Origin of the sequence: Streptomyces sp. BK79 (assembly GCF_044142145.1) — a bacterium.
Taxonomy (GTDB): Bacteria; Actinomycetota; Actinomycetes; order Streptomycetales; family Streptomycetaceae; genus Streptomyces.
In genome coordinates this window covers 1-16,858 of the sequence record NZ_JBHVOC010000010.1, presented here as the reverse complement: position 1 = coordinate 16,858, position 16,858 = coordinate 1, and the positions used below count along the sequence as shown (strand labels likewise).

The following is a 16,858-nucleotide window of genomic DNA, read 5'->3' as shown; positions in this document are numbered from 1 at the left end:
GGTGTGACATGGACCGCAACTTTCTAAGCGCTTGCTTTTGCCTCTGGCGGTTGAGCGGTCACCTTGGCTCCGGTGGCTGGGCTGCCGCCTGCCTCCCGCGCTTCAGGGGCCGCGCCCCACGTGCCTGGGCGGGGCCCCGACCCCCGAGGGCACCGCACCCGTTTCGGCCCGGGCGGTCTCGGGGTCACACGCCGGACGGGCTGGTGGGTTCGGTTTCCGCCACCCTGCGCCGGCGTCGCCGCTTCAGCAGCGCCCACGGGCCCCGCGGCCCGCTCGGCATCGCGGCCGCGACCTCCGTGCCGGCCTCCGACGCCGCCTGAGCCGCCGCACGCGCCACCGGCAGGAAGCCTTCGCGGCGCAGCGCGTCCGGGCGCTCCTCCTCGGCCGGCCACAGGCCGAGCGCGGCGCACACCGAGGGCAGGACCGCCATCGCAGCCGTGGCGTAGCCCTCGGCGGACGGATGGTAGTGGTCGGGGCCGAACAGCTCGCGCGGGTTCTCCGCGAACTCCGGACCCAGCAAGTCGCCCAGCGACACCGTGCGCCCGCCCTGCTCCACGACGCCGATGGTCTGGGCCGCCGCCAGCTGCCGCGAGGCCCGCCGGGCCAGCCAGCGCAGCGGCTGCCGCACCCGTTCGATCGAGCCCAGGTCCGGGCAGGTGCCGACCACCACCTCCGCGCCCGCCGTGCGCAGCCGCCGCACCGCGCCGGACAGGTGCCGCACCGACTGGGTCGGGGGCATCCGGTGGGTGACGTCGTTCGCCCCGATCATGATCACGCAGATGTCGGGGAGCCGGTCCGGATCCGCGAGGACCAGCGCCACCTGCCGGTCCAGGTCGTCCGAACAGGCCCCCGGCGACGCCACCGAACCCAGCTCCACCGGCCGCTCCGCCACCGCCGACAGCCCGGACGCCAGCAGCGCGCCGGGGGTCTGCCCGGCCCGGCGCACACCCTGCCCGGCGGCCGTGGAGTCGCCCAGCATCATCAGCCGCAGGGGCGGCTCACCGGCCGTCGGCAGGGTGTCGCCGTACAGTCCCCGCGCGTTCGGCACCCGGTCGGGGCCGCCGATGCCCACCCGGCGCCTGGCCAACTGCACCTCCGCCAGCAGCAGACCGACCGCGGCCGCACCGGCCAGCCCGATGCCGCCGCCGCCGTACGCCGCGCCGGCCGCGATCCTCTTGGCCACCCGCGCCCTCGACATGCTTGTCATGCGTCGCCGCCACCTCCTCCAACCCGTACACCCACTGCTTGCCCCGTACCGACGGTCGCCCAATCTCAACGGGGAGTGAACGACCGTCACGGGGCATCACCGGGGCGGCAGGCCATAGGCTGGCGGGACCGATAACGACCACATCCTTTGCGGCATCCGGAGACCACGGTGCATTTCCACGACTCGATGATCAGCCTCGTCGGCAACACCCCGCTGGTGCGGCTCAACAGCGTGACCAAGGGCATCAGGGCCACCGTCCTGGCCAAGGTGGAGTACTTCAACCCGGGCGGCTCGGTGAAGGACCGCATCGCCCTGCGCATGATCGAGGCCGCGGAGAAGAGCGGTGAGCTGCGGCCCGGCGGCACGATCGTGGAGCCGACCAGCGGGAACACGGGCGTGGGTCTGGCGATCGTGGCCCAGCAGAAGGGCTACAAGTGCATCTTCGTCTGCCCTGACAAGGTGTCCACCGACAAGATCAACGTGCTGCGCGCGTACGGCGCCGAGGTGGTCGTCTGCCCGACGGCGGTCGACCCCGAGCACCCGGACTCCTACTACAACGTCTCCGACCGCCTGGTCCGCGAGACGCCGGGCGCCTGGAAGCCGGACCAGTACTCCAACCCGCACAACCCGCTCTCCCACTACCACTCCACCGGCCCCGAGCTGTGGGAGCAGACGGAGGGGAAGATCACCCACTTCGTCACCGGCGTCGGCACCGGCGGCACCATCTCCGGCACCGGGCGCTACCTCAAGGAGGCCAGCGACGGCGCGGTCAAGGTGATCGGCGCCGACCCCGAGGGCTCGGTGTACTCGGGCGGCTCCGGGCGCCCCTACCTCGTCGAGGGTGTCGGCGAGGACTTCTGGCCGACGGCGTACGACCGTGAGGTCGCGGACGAGATCGTCGCCGTCTCCGACAAGGACTCCTTCCAGATGACCCGCCGCCTCGCCAAGGAGGAGGGCCTGCTGGTGGGCGGCTCCTGCGGCATGGCGGTCGTCGCGGCGCTGAGGGTCGCCGAGCGCCTCGGCGAGGACGACGTGGTCGTGGTCCTGCTGCCGGACAGCGGGCGCGGGTACCTCAGCAAGATCTTCAACGACGAGTGGATGGCCGACTACGGCTTCCTGGAGGACGCCGGCCCCAGCGCCCGCGTCGCCGACGTCCTGAACCACAAGGAGGGCGGCCACATCCCCTCCCTCGTCCACATGCACCCGGACGAGACCGTCGGCCAGGCCATCGAGGTGCTGCGCGAGTACGGCGTCTCGCAGATGCCGATCGTGAAGCCGGGCGCCGGCCACCCGGACGTGATGGCCGCCGAGGTCGTCGGTTCGGTCGTGGAGCGCGAACTGCTGGACGCCCTGTTCACCAAGCGGGCCTCGCTGGACGACCCGCTGGAGAAGCACGTGTCCTCCCCGCTGCCCCAGGTGGGCTCCGGCGAGCCCGTCGCCGACCTGATGTCGGTGCTCGGCGCGGCCGACGCGGCGATCGTCCTCGTCGAGGGCAAGCCGACCGGTGTGGTGAGCCGCCAGGACCTGCTGTCCTTCCTCGCCAAGTGACCCGCGGGTCCGCCGGCCGGGCGCGACGTCCACGATGATCACCGGGGACTTCGCGGAAGCGGTACTCGCGCGACACGTTCGCGCAGCACACGCTTAACACGCGACCGGCACAGTGGTGGTTGTCGGCAGGGCGGGAGCGGCTCCCCGCCCCGGCCGGCACCGAACGGCGTCAAGGACCTTCCGGAGCGGCTCCCGGACCTCCATGGACGCCACGGACGCGCCGCCCGGCCGTGAGGCCCGGCTCGCGCGTCCCCCGCGGGGACCGCCGTCGTCCCGCCCCCCAGCGATGGGGGTGCGGCGGTCCCCGCGCAGTCTTCTCCCCCGGCCCCGCGCGGTCTTCCTCCGGGCCGGGCCCCGCTCAGTCCTCCCAGGCGTCGGACTTCCCGGCGCGGTGGCGGCGTCCGAAGAGGCCCGGGGTGGTCCGGGCGGCCTGGACGACGTTGACGCCGACGATGCCGGCCCAGGCGACCAGCAGTCCGGCGAGGTCGGCGACACCGCCGCCGATCGCGGACAGCGGGACCGCCAGCACCAGCGAGACGATGCCGAAGCCGAAGCGCTCGCCGAAGGAGTCCGTGGACCTCGGCGACCGGCTGTCCCGCGCCGCCGTCATCTGCTGCTCGGCGAGGTGCCGGCGCACCCGGCGCTCGACCGCTCCGTCGATGCGCTGGTCGACCTTCTCCAGGAACGAGTCGACCAGCGCGGACTCGTACTCCTCGCCCAGCTCCCTGCGGGTCTGCAGGGTGGCGTCGAGTTCCTTCTTCAGGTCGGTGTCCCGCCCGTCCATTCCCGTCATGGCTCCCACGGTAGGAAACCGGGGCGGCGACGGCACTGGGGTTAGCCCCCGTTTCCGTCGGGGGGCGGCCGGGAGGAGGGGGCGCTCGGCGTCGTACGGGCCGCCGCCTCGCTGTATAACGGTATGCAGAAAGCGGGGCAGGTGAATAGGCCGAGGGGGAGCACGTCATGAGCGGGACCACCGGGACGACCGGGACCGGCGCGACCGACAGCCCGGCCGCGCGGCTGCAGGCGCTCTTCGAGGGGCACCGCCTGACGCCGACCCAGCGGCGCATCGCGCACAGCATGGTGCGGCGCGCCGCCGACGTGCCGTTCCTCTCCAGTGTCGAGCTGGCCGAGCTGGCCGGGGTCAGCCAGCCGTCCGTGACCCGGTTCGCCGTCGCCCTCGGCTTCGACGGCTACCCGGCGCTGCGCCGTCACCTGCGTGAGGTCGCCCCCGCGGAGCCGGTGCCGGACGCCGGCGCCCGCAACGAGTACCAGCAGGCCGTGGCGGCCGAGATCGAGAACCTGCGCCATCTGGCGGAGGCGCTCGCCGACCCCGGGCCGGTACGGGAGGCGGGCGGGGTCCTCGCCGCCAGCCGGCCCCTGCCGGTCCTCGGGCTGCGGGCGGCGGCGGCCCAGGCGCACGGCTTCGCGTACTTCGCCGCCAAGGTCCACCCGGACGTCCGGTTCCTGGGCGAGGGCGGCACCATGCTCCACGACCGCGTCGACGCCGCGGTGCGGGCCGGGGCGACGGCCCTGCTCTGCTTCGCCCTGCCCCGCCATCCGCGTGAGGTCGTGGAGGCCCTCGCCCACGCCAAGGAGGCGGGGCTCACGGTGGTGACCGTCGCCGACTCCGCCTTCGCGCCGGTCGCCAAGGTCTCCGACCTGCTGCTGCCCGCCGCCGTCGGCACCGGCCTGGCCTTCGACACCGCCTGCGCGCCGATGCTGCTGGGCCGGGTGCTGCTGGAGGCCATGTGCGACGACCTGCCCGACGCCCAGGCCCGGCTGGAGGAGTTCGACACGAGGGCGGCGGCGCGAGGCCTGTTCGTGGACTGACGCGGGGTCACTTCGCGGACCGGCGCGGCGGAGGCGAGGTGTCGGCACCGGTGGCCGCGTTCTCAGATTCGTCTCAGCTTCTTCCGTTAACCTGCCTCGCCTCACACCCTTCAGACGCATGGCGGGAAGCCGAACGGGACAGGAGGCCGGACGTGGCGCGCGGAGGACAGGGGCTGGCTCGGGTCGCCGTCGTCGTACGGGCGGGGGCGGCCCCGCTGTGGTGGCTGGGCGTGTTCGCGGCGGGCATCGGGGTGCTGGTACCGGGGGTGACCGGACGCCGGATCGGCGTCCTGGCCGGCGCCGCGCTGTTCGTGGTGGCGGTCGCCGTCGTGGCGACCGTGCGGCGGAGGCGGTACACCGAGCTGGCCCGCTCGGCCGCCCGCGCGAGCAAGCACGACGTGCTCCAGGACCGCGCGGTGACCGTACGCAACTGGCGCCGGGGGCACCGCTGGTGGCTGCTCCTCGCCTTCGCCGCCGCCGTGGGCAGCGCCTTCGCCGTCCCCGCCGCCGCCGGGATGCTGATGGCCGGCTGCGGCGTCGGACTGTGGCTGAAATCCGCGTGGATCGGCCGCCGCGAGCAGGCCGAGGACGCCCTCCTGTGGGTCCGCGTCGACTGGCTCGCCCGCGACGGCGGGCGCCCGGCGGGCAAGGCGGTCAAGGCCTGCCGCAGCACGGGCATCGCGGCGGGGGACGCGGCGCCGGGCGGGGCGCGGCGCAGGAAGGCGGCGCTGGTGTGACGCCGGCCGCGCACCCACGCGGCGCACGGCCGCGCGCGTCACGGTCCCGCACTCCCGAGGGCGTGGCGCCACCCCGGCGCCCTGGCACCCCGGCGCCCTGGCACCCCGGCGCCCTGGCACCCCGGCGTCCCCCGGCGTCACCCCGGCCGCGTCATGACCCGGGCGGGGACGTCAGCGCGTCCGCGTGCGCCCCGCCCGCCTCCGACACGATCTCCGCGACCGTCTGAGCCTCGCGCACGGTCGCGAAGGCGACGCCCCCGGTGCCGTCCGGGCTGAACCCGTACACCCCGGGCCGCGCCAGCGAGTTGTACGCGTAGTGATGCGCGAAGTAGTACGCCCCCGTGTCCAGCGCCGCCGCGTAGTCCCCCTGCTCCAGCAGGGGCATCGCCCGGCCCACGGCCAGCAGGTCCCCCGCGAAGCACGCCGGCCCCGCGACGTCCTGCACCACGTCGGGCCCCTCCTTCGGCAGCCCCTTGCCGTCGTACGCGGCGATCCGCAGCGGCCACGCGCCCGGCGCGTACACCGTCCGCGTCGCGACCTGCACGCCCGCGTGCGTCACCGCGACCGGCCGCCCCCCGGCGCTCTTGGCGTACTCGACGCGCGCCACCACCGTGCCGTGCTTGGCCAGCAGGGACCGCCCGAACTCGGTGACCAGCCCGTACCGCCCGTCGAAGAGGCCCGGAACCGCCTCGCGCAGCACGCGCGCGTAGTCGGCGTACGTCGGTGCCGTCTCCTCCGACGCGAAGTTCACCGGCAGTCCGCCACCGATGTCGAGCGTGTCGACCTGCCGGCGTCCGGCCCGCTCGTTGATCTCCTCGGCGAGCGCGTACGTCGCCGCCACGCCCTCGGCCATCAGCGCCAGCGGGATCCCCTGGGAGCCGGTGTGCGCGTGCAGCCGGGTCAGCCACGGCCGGTCCAGGTACGCCCGCACCACCCACTCGCGCGCCCCCTCGTCGCGCAGCGCCACCCCGAACTTCGAGGTGGCCGTCGCCGTCGACAGCGCCTCGATGGAACCCCCGCCGACCTGGGGATTGACCCGGATGCCGAGCGGGGAGCTACTCCTCCCCTCGGCCATCAGGCCGTCGAGGCGCGCCAGCTCCTGCGGGTTGTCCGCGTTGACCGCGACGCCCAGCGCCAGCGCCTCCCGCAGCTCGCCCGGCGTCTTGGCGGGGGAGTCCAGCACCGTCCGCGCGGACGGCACCCCCGCCGCCCGTGCCAGTGCCAGCTCGCCCGGGCTCGCGACCTCGGCGCCGATGCCCTCCTCGTGCAGCAGCCGCAGCACCGGGACCAGCGGGGTCGCCTTCACCGCGAAGGCGTGCAGCACGGGCGTCCCGGGTGCCGTCACGGCCTCGAACGCCGACCGCAGGGCCGCCGCCGTCTCCCGTATCCCGGCCACGTCCAGCAGCCCGACGATCGGGGTGCCGGGTCCGAGCAGCCCCTGATCCACGGCCGCCCGCACCGCCTCGTCCCGTCGCCCCGCCCGGTCCGTGCCGGTGCCACCGGCGTCCCCGCTCCCGACATTCCCGCTTCCGACGTCCCCGCTCCCGACGCCCCCGCGCCTGATGTCTCCGCTCCCGACCGTGCCGTCGCTCACGCGATCCTCCGTCCCTCGCCGTCCGCCGGTCCATCCGGCCGCCTGCCCGCACATCCAGCCAAACATCCGTGCGCCCCGCGTGCCGGGACACGGCCGTATTGACTAGTTCTATTCATGAAGCGAGTATGTGAATATCCGCAGTAACAAATTTCGCCGGGAGCACGTCACCAGGAGGAACACCATGTCCGGACCCCGCCCTGTCCGCGCGCCACGCGGTACCGAGCCGAGCGCGCTGGGCTGGCAGCAGGAGGCCGCCCTGCGGATGCTGCAGAACAACCTCGACCCCGAGGTCGCCGAGCACCCCGACAAGCTCGTCGTCTACGGCGGTACGGGGAAGGCCGCCCGCGACTGGCGCTCCTTCGACGCGATGGTGCGGACGCTGCGCACCCTCAAGCAGGACGAGACGATGCTCGTCCAGTCCGGCCGCCCCGTCGGCGTCATGCAGACCCACGAGTGGGCCCCGCGCGTCCTCATCGCCAACTCCAACCTCGTCGGCGACTGGGCGAACTGGGAGGAGTTCCGCCGCCTGGAGCAGCTCGGCCTGACCATGTACGGGCAGATGACCGCCGGCTCCTGGATCTACATCGGCACCCAGGGCATCCTCCAGGGCACCTACGAGACCTTCGCCGCCGTCGCCGCGAAGAAGTTCGGCGGCACCCTCGCCGGGACCATCACCCTCACCGCCGGCCTCGGCGGCATGGGCGGCGCCCAGCCGCTGGCCGTGACGATGAACGACGGCGTCGCGATCTGTATCGACGTCGACCCGCGCGCCATCGAGCGCCGCATCGAGCACAAGTACCTGGACGTGAAGGCCGACTCGCTGCAGCACGCCCTGCAGCTCGCCACCGAGGCCCGTGACGCCCGCCGCCCGCTTTCCATCGGCCTGCTCGGCAACGCAGCGGACCTGCTGCCGCAGATGCTCGCCGAGGGCGCGCCCATTGACATCGTCACCGACCAGACCTCCGCCCACGACCCGCTCGCGTACCTGCCGAGCGGTGTCGAGTTCGACGACATGCAGTCGTACGCGACCAAGGACCCGGCCGGTTTCACCACCCGCGCCCGTGAGTCGATGGCCAAGCACGTCGAGGCCATGGTCGGCTTCATGGACGCCGGCGCCGAGGTCTTCGACTACGGCAACTCCATCCGCGGCGAGGCCCAGCTCGCCGGGTACGACCGGGCCTTCGCCTTCCCCGGCTTCGTACCGGCGTACATCCGCCCGCTGTTCTGCGAGGGCAAGGGTCCCTTCCGCTGGGCCGCCCTGTCCGGCGACCCCGCCGACATCGCCAGGACCGACCGGGCGATCCTCGACCTCTTCCCGGAGAACGAGTCGCTGGCCCGCTGGATCAAGATGGCGGGGGAGCGGGTCCACTTCCAGGGCCTGCCCGCCCGTATCTGCTGGCTCGGCTACGGCGAGCGCGACAAGGCCGGCGAGCGGTTCAACGACATGGTCGCGAGCGGTGAGCTGTCCGCGCCGATCGTCATCGGCCGGGACCACCTCGACTGCGGCTCCGTCGCCTCCCCGTACCGGGAGACCGAGGCCATGCTCGACGGTTCCGACGCCATCGCCGACTGGCCCCTGCTCAACGCCATGGTCAACGTGGCCTCCGGCGCCTCCTGGGTCTCCCTGCACCACGGTGGCGGCGTCGGCATGGGGCGCTCGATCCACGCCGGCCAGGTGACGGTCGCCGACGGCACCCCGCTGGCCGGGGAGAAGATCCGCCGGGTGCTCACCAACGACCCCGGCATGGGCGTCATCCGGCACGTGGACGCCGGTTACGACATCGCCGAGTCGGTCGCCGGGGAGCGGGGCGTGCGCGTGCCCATGCGCGAGGGCGCCGAGACCCGCGAGGGTGGCGACGCGTGAGCTTCCACAGCATGTGGGCGGAGCTGCTGCCGGTCGGCCGCAGCTCCGCCTCCGGCGGCTACCGCCGCTACGCCTGGACCGGCGCCGACGCGGACTGCCGGGCCTGGTTCCGCGAGCAGGCCGAGGCGCGCGGGCTGACCTACGAGGTGGACCGCAACGGCAACCAGTGGGCCTGGCTCGGCGACCCCGCCGCCGGAAACGCCGTCGTCACCGGCTCCCACCTCGACTCCGTGCCCGACGGCGGCGCCTTCGACGGTCCCCTCGGGGTCGTCTCCGCCTTCGCCGCCCTGGACGAACTGCGCGGAAGGGGAGCGCGGCTCACCAGGCCGCTCGGCATCGTCAACTTCGGCGACGAGGAGGGCGCCCGCTTCGGCCTCGCCTGCGCCGGCTCCCGGCTCACCGCCGGCGCGCTCACCGTCGAGCAGGCCCACCGCCTGACCGACGGCGACGGCATCACGCTCCCGCGGGCCATGGAAGCCGCCGGGTACGACCCGGACGCCATCGGCCCCGACCCCGAGCGGCTGGCCCGCATCGGCGCCTTCGTGGAACTCCACGTCGAACAGGGCCGCGCCCTCGACCTGTCCGGCGACCGCATCGGCATCGCGTCCGCCATCTGGCCGCACGGACGCTGGCGGTTCGACTTCCGCGGCGAGGCCAACCACGCCGGCACCACCCGCCTCGCCGACCGGCACGACCCCATGCCGCCCTACGCCGAGACCGTCCTCGCCGCCCGTCGCGAGGCCGAACTCGCGGGCGCCGTCGCCACCTTCGGCAAGCTCGCCGTCGAACCCAACGGCGTCAACGCCATCCCCTCCCTGGTGCGCGCGTGGCTCGACTCCCGCGCCGCCGACCAGGAGAGCCTGGACACCGTGGTCGGCGGAGTGGAGAAGGCCGCCCGCGCGTACGCCGCGGCCCACGGCGTCGGCCTCGACGTCGTCCGCGAGTCCTTCACCCCCGTCGTCGAGTTCGACCACACCCTGCGCGACGAACTCGCCCGCATCCTGGGCACGGAGACGGAACTGAAGGTCCCCGTCCTCGGCACCGGTGCCGGACACGACGCCGGAATCCTCTCCGGCAGCGTCCCGACCGCCATGCTGTTCGTGCGCAACCCCACCGGCGTCTCGCACTCCCCGGCCGAGTACGCCGCCGAGGACGACTGCGTGGCCGGGGTGACCGCACTCGCCGACGTACTGGAAGGGCTGGCCTGCACGTGACCACCACCGAGCGCGTGACCACCACCGAGCGGACCCGCACGTACTGGCTGGAGCACGCCTGGCTCGGCACCCACGTCGAGCCGGGCGTCGCCGTCGAGGTGGGCGGGGGCCGCATCACCTCCGTCCGGCAGGCCACCCCCACCCCGCCCCCCGGTGCCGAGATCCTGCGCGGGCTGACCCTCCCCGGCCTCGCCGACGCCCACAGCCACGCCTTCCACCGGGCTCTGCGCGGCACCGTGCAGGTCGGCTCCGGCACCTTCTGGACCTGGCGCGAGGTCATGTACTCGGTCGCCGACCGGCTCACCCCGGACACCTACCGCGACCTCGCCCGCGCGGTGTACGCCGAGATGGCCCTCGCCGGCATCACCACCGTCGGCGAGTTCCACTACGTCCACCACGCCCCCGGCGGCACCCCCTACGCCGACCCCAACGCGATGGGCGAGGCGCTGATCGAGGCCGCCGCCGACGCCGGCATCCGCATCACCCTCCTCGACACCTGCTACCTGTCCGCCGGCTTCGGACAGCCCCCGAACACCCACCAGCGCCGCTTCTCCGACGGGACGGCGGACGCCTGGGCGCAACGCTGTTCAGTTCTCAAGGAACGGGATCACGCACGGATCGGTGCCGCGATCCACTCGGTACGGGCCGTGCCCGCCGACCAGTTGGCGACCGTGGCACGCTGGGCCGAGGAGCGGCGGGCCCCGCTCCACGTGCACCTGTCCGAGCAGACCGCCGAGAACGACGCCTGCCGCGAAGCCCACGGACGCACCCCCACCCGCCTCCTCGCCGACCACGGCGTGCTCGGGCCGCGCACCACCGGCGTCCACAACACCCACCTCACCGACGAGGACGTCGCCCTGCTCGGCGGCAGCCGCACCGGCACCTGCATGTGCCCGACCACGGAACGGGACCTCGCCGACGGCATCGGCCCCGCCGCCGCCCTCCAGCGGGCGGGCTCCCCGCTCTCCCTCGGCTCCGACAGCCACGCCGTCGTCGACCTGCTGGAAGAGGCGCGCGCGATGGAGCTGAACGAGCGCCTGCGCACCCGCACCCGCGGCCACTGGACCGCCGCCGCCCTGCTGCGCGCGGCCACCGCCGACGGTCACGCGGCCCTCGGCTGGGACGACACCGGCACCATCGAGCCCGGCGCCCGCGCCGACTTCGCGACGATCGCCCTCGACTCGGTCAGGACGGCGGGGCCGCTGCCCAGGCTCGGCGCCGAGACGGCCGTATTCGCGGCGACCGCGGCGGACGTACGGCACACGGTCGTGGGCGGGCGGCACGTCGTGCGCGACGGGGCGCACGCCCTCGTACCGGATGTGCCGCAGGCCCTGGCGCGGGCCGTCGAAGCCCTGCGTGCCTGACGACCAGCCCCCGCCCCGACGAAGACACCAGGGACCCCATGAGCAGCAGCACCGTCATCACCAACATCGCCGCACTCGTCACCAACGACCCCTCCCTCGGTGACAACTCCCCCCTCGGACTGGTCCGGGACGCGGCCGTCGTCATCGACGGCGACCGCGTCGCGTGGACCGGTGAATCAAGCAAAGCACCCGCCACTGACAACCGGGTCGACGCCGGCGGCCGGGCCGTCCTCCCCGGCTTCGTGGACTCCCACTCCCACCTCCTCTTCGCGGGCGACCGCACCGAGGAGTTCAACGCCCGCATGTCCGGGCGCCCCTACAGCGCCGGCGGCATCCGCACCACCGTCGCCGCCACCCGCGCCGCGAGCGACGCGGAACTGGAGGCGGGCCTCACCCGCTACCTCGCGGAGGCCCTGCGCCAGGGCACCACCACCTTCGAGACCAAGTCCGGGTACGGCCTGACCACCGCCGACGAGTCCCGCGCCCTGCGCGTCGCCGCCCGCCACACCGACGAGGTCACCTTCCTCGGCGCCCACATCGTGGCCCCCGAACTGGCCGACGACCCCGCCGCCTACGTCGGCCTCGTCACCGGCGAGATGCTCGACGCCTGCGCCCCGCACGCCCGCTGGATCGACGTCTTCTGCGAGCAGGGCGCCTTCGACGGCGACCAGGCCCGCGCGATCCTCACGGCGGGCAAGGCCAAGGGCCTGCACCCGCGCGTCCACGCCAACCAGCTCTCCTACGGCCCCGGCGTCCAGCTCGCGGTGGAACTCGACGCGGCCAGCGCCGACCACTGCACCCACCTCACCGACGCCGACGTGGACGCCCTCGCCCACAGCCGCACCGTCGCCACCCTGCTCCCCGGCGCCGAGTTCTCCACCCGCGCCCGGTGGCCGGACGCCCGGCGCCTGATCGACGCCGGTGTGACGGTCGCGCTGTCCACCGACTGCAACCCCGGCTCGTCGTTCACGTCCTCCGTGCCCTTCTGCGTCGCGCTCGCCGTACGGGACATGGGCATGACGCCCGACGAGGCGGTCTGGTCGGCCACCGCGGGCGGTGCGGCGGCCCTGCGCCGCGACGACATCGGCCGGCTGACCCCGGGCGCGTACGCCGACCTGACGCTCCTCGACGCCCCCAGCCACGTCCACCTGGCCTACCGGCCCGGAGTACCCCTGGTGAGCGGCGTCTGGCGGCGCGGAGCGCGCGTGGTGTGACGCCCGTCCGCACGGCTCAGGACGCCCCGGCCCGCCACCGCTGGTCCGTCCGCCCCGAGCCCGCCCCGACGAGGACCACCGCGTCACCCCCGCCCGGCGTCACCGCGCGGTCCGGGGCGATCCCGGGGCGGATCACGCCGTGGGCGTCCACCGAGAAGCGGAGGTTCTGGCCGTTGCGCCCGTCGACCGAGTCGCACGCCCAGATGCCGACGCCCCGGTCCACGGAGCCGCGGCTGTCCAGGCAGTAGTCCTCGTCGGCGTACGACTGGACCACCCCGCGCCCCGCGTCGACCCGCCACAGCTGGGTGGGGGACGACGTACAGGGCGCCGTGACGACGTCCGTGCCCTTCTCCAGGCCGCCGTCGATGTCCAGGCACCGGCCCGAGCCCACGTTCACCACCTGGGAGTACGCGGCGCCCGGCGCCCGGTGCGACGGCGTGGTCCGCGTCGGTGACGGCGTCGGCGTCGGCGACGGGTGGACGGTGCGGGTCGGCACGGGACTCGGCGTCGCGGAGGGGGACGCCGACGACGGGGACGGCGAGGGTGTGGGGGAGGCCGGCGTCGCCGGGACGGTCGCGGTCACCGTCACCGGCGGTGGTCCGGCCGGGGGCCGGGAGGACGCGTCGCCCGTCGGCCGGGACGGGGCGTCGTCCGGCGACACCAGCAGGAGGAGCAGCGGGACCAGGGCCACGCCCAGGGCCGCCGAGGCCAGGGCGAAGCGGCGCGACGGCGGCCAGACGCCGGAGATCGCGAGCGGGGCGGCGCCGCCGTCCGGCTCGTCCGCCTGCCGCGCGGCGTACGCGGTGCCCGCCCAGGGCAGCAGCCCCTCGGCCAGCGCGGTGCGCGGGGAGTCCCGCAGGGTGCACAGCTCCTCGTGCGCCGCCGCGCAGTGCGGGCAGTGCGCCATGTGGGCCCGCAGATCGGCGCTGTCCCGGGGGCCGTCGGGCCGTACGGACTCCTCGATGAGGCGCCGGAAGCCAACGCAGCGCGGGTCGTCGGAGGCGGCCAGCCGGGACCGCAGACAGGCCCGCGACAGTGCCTGGAGCGCCGGTGCCGTGCCGTGGGCGACGTCCTGGCGGCCGAGGCCGAGCAGGTCCGCCGTGCGGTCGGCGGACTCGCCGTCCACCACGCCGTACCAGAGCAGCCCCTGGGCGCGGGACGGCAGGGAACGGAAGGCGGCGAGCAGGGGCGGGACCGGGCAGCCGGTGCCCGCCGTGTTGACCACGAGGAGCAGGCCGGCGTCGAGACCGGCGGAGCGTTCGTCGGCCGCCCACCCGGCCGCGATCTCCCCGGTGAGCAGCAGCAGCCGGTGCCGCCACGGGCCGCCGGCGTCGGTGCCGCGCGCCGCCTGGCGGGCCGCCAGCGTGAAGGCCCGGGCGGCCAGCTGCCGCGCCGTGGACTCGCCGGCCGCGCACAGGCGGGCGTAGGCGAGGACCGACGGCTGGTGCCGTGCGCGCAGCTCCTGGAGCGCCGGATAGGCGGTGGGCGTGTCAGCACGCAGCAGCTCGGTCAGCCGCGCGTCGGACGCGCCGGTGTACGCGGCATCCCCGGCCCGGCCGGCGTCCCCGCCGTCCGCCGCCCGGGCGTCCCTGCCGGTGCCCTCGCCCCGAACCATCCGTCCGCCTCCTCGTACCCCGCCGCCCCACGGCTCCGGTGCTGACCTACCGGCCAGTTTGGGGGTGCCATAGTGGTGGAAGGGCGTCCGCGGGGAAAGAGGTGTCCGCGGGTAACAGGCGGCCGTTTCCGGCGCGCGAGGGTTCGGCGCGCGAGGGTCTGGCGCGCGAGGCTTTCGACGCGCGAGGCTTCGGTGCGCACAGCCCGAAGGGGGGCGGCCCGGCGTCGGACCACCCCCCTGGAGGGCAAGCGTCACCCGGTGAGGATCACTCCTCGACCGTGAGCCCCTTGCGCAGTCGTACGAGCGTGCGCGACAGCAGGCGCGAGACGTGCATCTGGGAGATGCCGAGTTCCTCGCCGATCTCCGACTGCGTCATGCCCGCGACGAAGCGGAGCGAGAGGATCTTCCGGTCCCGGGAGGGCAGCTCGGCGATCAGCGGCTTCAGCGACTCGACGTACTCGATGCCCTCGAGTCCGTGGTCCTCGTAACCGATGCGGTCGGCGAGAGCGCCCTCGGCGTCGTCCTCCTCCGGCTGGGCGTCCAGCGAGGAGGCGGTGTAGGCGTTGGACGCCGCCATGCCCTCGACGACCTCGTCCTTGGACAGGCCGAGGTGCTCGGCCAGTTCGCCCACCGTGGGGGCACGGTCGAGGCGCTGGGCCAGCTCGTCACCGGCCTTGGCCAGGTCGAGCCGCAGCTCCTGGAGGCGGCGCGGGACGCGCACGGACCACGAGGTGTCGCGGAAGAAGCGCTTGATCTCGCCGATGATGGTCGGCATCGCGAACGTGGGGAACTCCACACCGCGGGACATCTCGAAGCGGTCGATGGCCTTGATCAGGCCGATGGTGCCGACCTGGACGATGTCCTCCATCGGCTCGCTGCGGGAGCGGAAGCGGGAGGCGGCGAACTTGACCAGGGCGAGGTTGAGCTCGACGAGCGTGTTGCGTACGTACGCGTGCTCGTGGGTGCCTTCCTCGAGCGACTCCAGTCGCACGAAGAGGGTCTTGGACAGGGCCCGGGCGTCCGCCGGAGCGACCTCGTCGTAAGCGGGGATGTCCGGAAGCCCGGCGAGTGCGCCGTCGTGGTCGACGGGCGCGTCGTGCTGCTCGATGGGATCCAGATGTTCCGGAGGGAGTGTCGACGTCGCTTCTTGGGTACGCGATCCGTCGAGCCGGGGTGACATGATGTCCTCCATCGTTCTCGGCATGCGGCTGCCGAAGCCAATTACGTGCACTGTGCGGTGTGCGGCGCCTCCAAAGCCGGCCGTGTCGGTTTACGTGTCCTACTAGCCCTACCGGGTTTACCGAGGCAACCGCAAGTGTGTTCTGTGCGGGTATGTCCGTTTGTGTGTGGTTGCTCGGGTGTCGGAGTGCTGCGGGAAGGCGTAGTGTTCGAGGGCGTCAGCAAGCAGTCACGACCTCGGGAGAGAGAAACGGCATGGACCGCGGGACGGTCGGCAGTGCCCAGTCGGGCCGGCTTCTGGTGGAAGTGCGGGAAGAGGGCCCCAGTGCCGTCGTGACTCCGGCGGGTGAGTTGGATCACCACACCGCCGATCTGTTGCGCGAGCCGCTGGAGGACTGTCTCGCCAAGGGATTCCACCGGCTGGTCGTCGATTGCTCACGTCTGGAGTTCTGCGACTCCACGGGGCTCAACGTTCTGCTCGGTGCCCGGCTGAAGGCGGAGGCGGCGGGGGGCGGAGTGCACCTGGTGGCCATGCAGCCTGTGGTGGCCCGGGTGTTCGAGATCACGGGGGCCGAAGCGGTCTTCACCCTCCACGACACGCTCGAGGCCGCCCTGGCCGACGCGTCCGACTGAGCCGCTCCTTGTCCGGCCGCCGACGGGTCCCGTGCGCTTGCCGGGGCGGGCGTTTCGGCCCCGCCCCGTGTTTCGTGCCGAATACATGGGTGTTCGGACGGTCCCGTCGGGCAGGAGACACCCTGAACCGACTGTGTACGACTTTGAAACGTGAACTGGTGAATCGGTGAGGTGAAGCGCTGATGAGCACCACCCGGCCCTACTCGCCGGGCGACCGCGGTCCGGAGCCCAGCGGCGCTTCCGGGGCGTCCGAGGGGAGCGCGCCCGGGACCGGAGAGTCCGAGGGAGGCGTGCCCGGGGGGCAGGCCGCCGTGATCGGGGGGTCCATGTCGTCGTCTCCTTCTGCGTCCGCGTCCTCCGGGCCGCCCGCGCCCGTGTCCTCGGCCGAGGGCGGCGGAGGGCGGCAGGTCCGCAGGCTGAGTTTCGACGACCAGAGCGGCGTGGTGCCGCTCGCCCGCGACTTCACCCGCCAGGCGCTGTACGCCTGGGGCTGGCTGCCGTCCGCCACCGCGGACCAGCGGGCCGCCGCCGAGGACGTCCTGCTCGTGGTGTCCGAGCTGGTCACCAACGCGTGCCTGCACGCCGAGGGGCCCGAGGAGCTGTGGATCACCTGCGAGAAGAAGGTGATCCGGCTGGAGGTCTCCGACCGGGGTACGGGCCAGCCGGCACCGCGCACCCCGCACCGCGCGGGACGGCCCGGCGGGCACGGCATGTTCATCGTGCAGCGCCTGTGCCTGGACTGGGGCGTGGTGCGCACGCCGGGGGTCGCCGGCAAGCGCGTGTGGGCGGAGCTGGGCGCGCCCGCCTAGGGCCTGTCTGACAATTCCCGCCTGCCTCGCGACGCCATGCACGCTCCCCC

Annotated in this window: 14 protein-coding genes; 9 read left to right on the top strand and 5 right to left on the bottom strand. The window is 73.9% G+C overall.

Annotated features, from left to right (window positions below):
- Positions 1–184: 184 nt before the first annotated feature.
- On the bottom strand, positions 185–1,207 hold the full coding sequence (locus tag ACFIF2_RS14255) for an SGNH/GDSL hydrolase family protein (protein ID WP_395572987.1): 1,023 nt from the start codon (positions 1,205–1,207) through the stop codon (positions 185–187).
- 168 nt (positions 1,208–1,375) lie between these two features.
- Here ACFIF2_RS14255 and ACFIF2_RS14250 point away from each other — a divergent pair, with 168 nt between their 5' ends.
- Entirely contained in the window at positions 1,376–2,755 is a 1,380-nt protein-coding gene (locus ACFIF2_RS14250; protein ID WP_395572986.1) for a cystathionine beta-synthase, read from the top strand.
- 358 nt (positions 2,756–3,113) lie between these two features.
- Here the strand turns inward: ACFIF2_RS14250 and ACFIF2_RS14245 are convergent, their stop codons facing one another.
- Positions 3,114–3,539 carry a hypothetical protein gene (locus ACFIF2_RS14245; protein WP_395573173.1) on the bottom strand — a complete coding sequence of 142 codons (426 nt, stop codon included), beginning with the start codon at positions 3,537–3,539 and terminating at the stop codon, positions 3,114–3,116.
- A gap of 176 nt (positions 3,540–3,715) precedes the next feature.
- On the opposite strand from ACFIF2_RS14245, the gene ACFIF2_RS14240 reads away from it, so the two are divergent.
- Positions 3,716–4,585 carry a MurR/RpiR family transcriptional regulator gene (locus ACFIF2_RS14240; RefSeq protein ID WP_395572985.1) on the top strand — a complete coding sequence of 290 codons (870 nt, stop codon included), beginning with the start codon at positions 3,716–3,718 and terminating at the stop codon, positions 4,583–4,585.
- A 152-nt stretch (positions 4,586–4,737) separates the two neighbouring features.
- Positions 4,738–5,322 carry a hypothetical protein gene (locus ACFIF2_RS14235; protein WP_395572984.1) on the top strand — a complete coding sequence of 195 codons (585 nt, stop codon included), beginning with the start codon at positions 4,738–4,740 and terminating at the stop codon, positions 5,320–5,322.
- A 151-nt stretch (positions 5,323–5,473) separates the two neighbouring features.
- Here the strand turns inward: ACFIF2_RS14235 and ACFIF2_RS14230 are convergent, their stop codons facing one another.
- On the bottom strand, positions 5,474–6,982 hold the full coding sequence (locus ACFIF2_RS14230; protein WP_395572983.1) for a diaminopimelate decarboxylase: 1,509 nt from the start codon (positions 6,980–6,982) through the stop codon (positions 5,474–5,476).
- A gap of 115 nt (positions 6,983–7,097) precedes the next feature.
- Here ACFIF2_RS14230 and hutU point away from each other — a divergent pair, with 115 nt between their 5' ends.
- The 4 genes from hutU to hutI are packed head-to-tail and all read left to right on the top strand — an operon-like array spanning position 7,098 to position 12,572.
- Entirely contained in the window at positions 7,098–8,780 is a 1,683-nt protein-coding gene (gene hutU, locus ACFIF2_RS14225) for a urocanate hydratase (RefSeq protein WP_395572982.1), read from the top strand.
- A complete protein-coding gene (locus tag ACFIF2_RS14220; RefSeq protein WP_395572981.1) occupies positions 8,777–9,994 on the top strand; it encodes an allantoate amidohydrolase in 1,218 nt (405 codons plus the stop codon). The genes hutU and ACFIF2_RS14220 overlap by 4 nt, the downstream gene beginning before the upstream one ends.
- Complete coding sequence (locus ACFIF2_RS14215; RefSeq protein ID WP_395572980.1) at positions 9,991–11,358, top strand: formimidoylglutamate deiminase; 1,368 nt, start codon at positions 9,991–9,993, stop codon at positions 11,356–11,358. The genes ACFIF2_RS14220 and ACFIF2_RS14215 overlap by 4 nt, the downstream gene beginning before the upstream one ends.
- A 38-nt stretch (positions 11,359–11,396) precedes the next feature.
- The gene (gene hutI, locus ACFIF2_RS14210) at positions 11,397–12,572 is read left to right on the top strand and encodes an imidazolonepropionase (protein ID WP_395572979.1); all 1,176 of its coding nucleotides are present in this window, start codon (positions 11,397–11,399) and stop codon (positions 12,570–12,572) included.
- 16 nt (positions 12,573–12,588) lie between these two features.
- Here hutI and ACFIF2_RS14205 read toward each other — a convergent pair whose 3' ends face one another.
- Positions 12,589–14,187, bottom strand: a complete 1,599-nt coding sequence (locus ACFIF2_RS14205; protein WP_395572978.1) for an RICIN domain-containing protein — start codon at positions 14,185–14,187, stop codon at positions 12,589–12,591.
- Positions 14,188–14,452: 265 nt separating this feature from the next.
- Complete coding sequence (locus tag ACFIF2_RS14200; RefSeq protein WP_395572977.1) at positions 14,453–15,379, bottom strand: RNA polymerase sigma factor SigF; 927 nt, start codon at positions 15,377–15,379, stop codon at positions 14,453–14,455.
- Positions 15,380–15,621: 242 nt separating this feature from the next.
- On the opposite strand from ACFIF2_RS14200, the gene ACFIF2_RS14195 reads away from it, so the two are divergent.
- Together ACFIF2_RS14195 and ACFIF2_RS14190 are read left to right on the top strand one after the other, a co-directional pair.
- Entirely contained in the window at positions 15,622–15,999 is a 378-nt protein-coding gene (locus tag ACFIF2_RS14195) for an STAS domain-containing protein (protein ID WP_395572976.1), read from the top strand.
- A gap of 182 nt (positions 16,000–16,181) precedes the next feature.
- The gene (locus ACFIF2_RS14190) at positions 16,182–16,808 is read left to right on the top strand and encodes an ATP-binding protein (RefSeq protein ID WP_395572975.1); all 627 of its coding nucleotides are present in this window, start codon (positions 16,182–16,184) and stop codon (positions 16,806–16,808) included.
- The last annotated feature ends 50 nt before the right edge of the window (positions 16,809–16,858 follow it).

Coding starts and splice junctions, on each gene's coding strand:
- ACFIF2_RS14255 (WP_395572987.1), bottom strand. CDS start 1,207: ATGACAAGCATGTCGAGGGCGCGGGTGGCCAAGAGGATCGCGGCCGGC.
- ACFIF2_RS14245 (WP_395573173.1), bottom strand. CDS start 3,539: ATGGACGGGCGGGACACCGACCTGAAGAAGGAACTCGACGCCACCCTG.
- ACFIF2_RS14240 (WP_395572985.1), top strand. CDS start 3,716: ATGAGCGGGACCACCGGGACGACCGGGACCGGCGCGACCGACAGCCCG.
- ACFIF2_RS14230 (WP_395572983.1), bottom strand. CDS start 6,982: ATGTTTGGCTGGATGTGCGGGCAGGCGGCCGGATGGACCGGCGGACGG.
- hutU (WP_395572982.1), top strand. CDS start 7,098: ATGTCCGGACCCCGCCCTGTCCGCGCGCCACGCGGTACCGAGCCGAGC.
- hutI (WP_395572979.1), top strand. CDS start 11,397: ATGAGCAGCAGCACCGTCATCACCAACATCGCCGCACTCGTCACCAAC.
- ACFIF2_RS14205 (WP_395572978.1), bottom strand. CDS start 14,187: ATGGTTCGGGGCGAGGGCACCGGCAGGGACGCCCGGGCGGCGGACGGC.
- ACFIF2_RS14200 (WP_395572977.1), bottom strand. CDS start 15,379: ATGGAGGACATCATGTCACCCCGGCTCGACGGATCGCGTACCCAAGAA.
- ACFIF2_RS14195 (WP_395572976.1), top strand. CDS start 15,622: ATGGACCGCGGGACGGTCGGCAGTGCCCAGTCGGGCCGGCTTCTGGTG.
- ACFIF2_RS14190 (WP_395572975.1), top strand. CDS start 16,182: ATGAGCACCACCCGGCCCTACTCGCCGGGCGACCGCGGTCCGGAGCCC.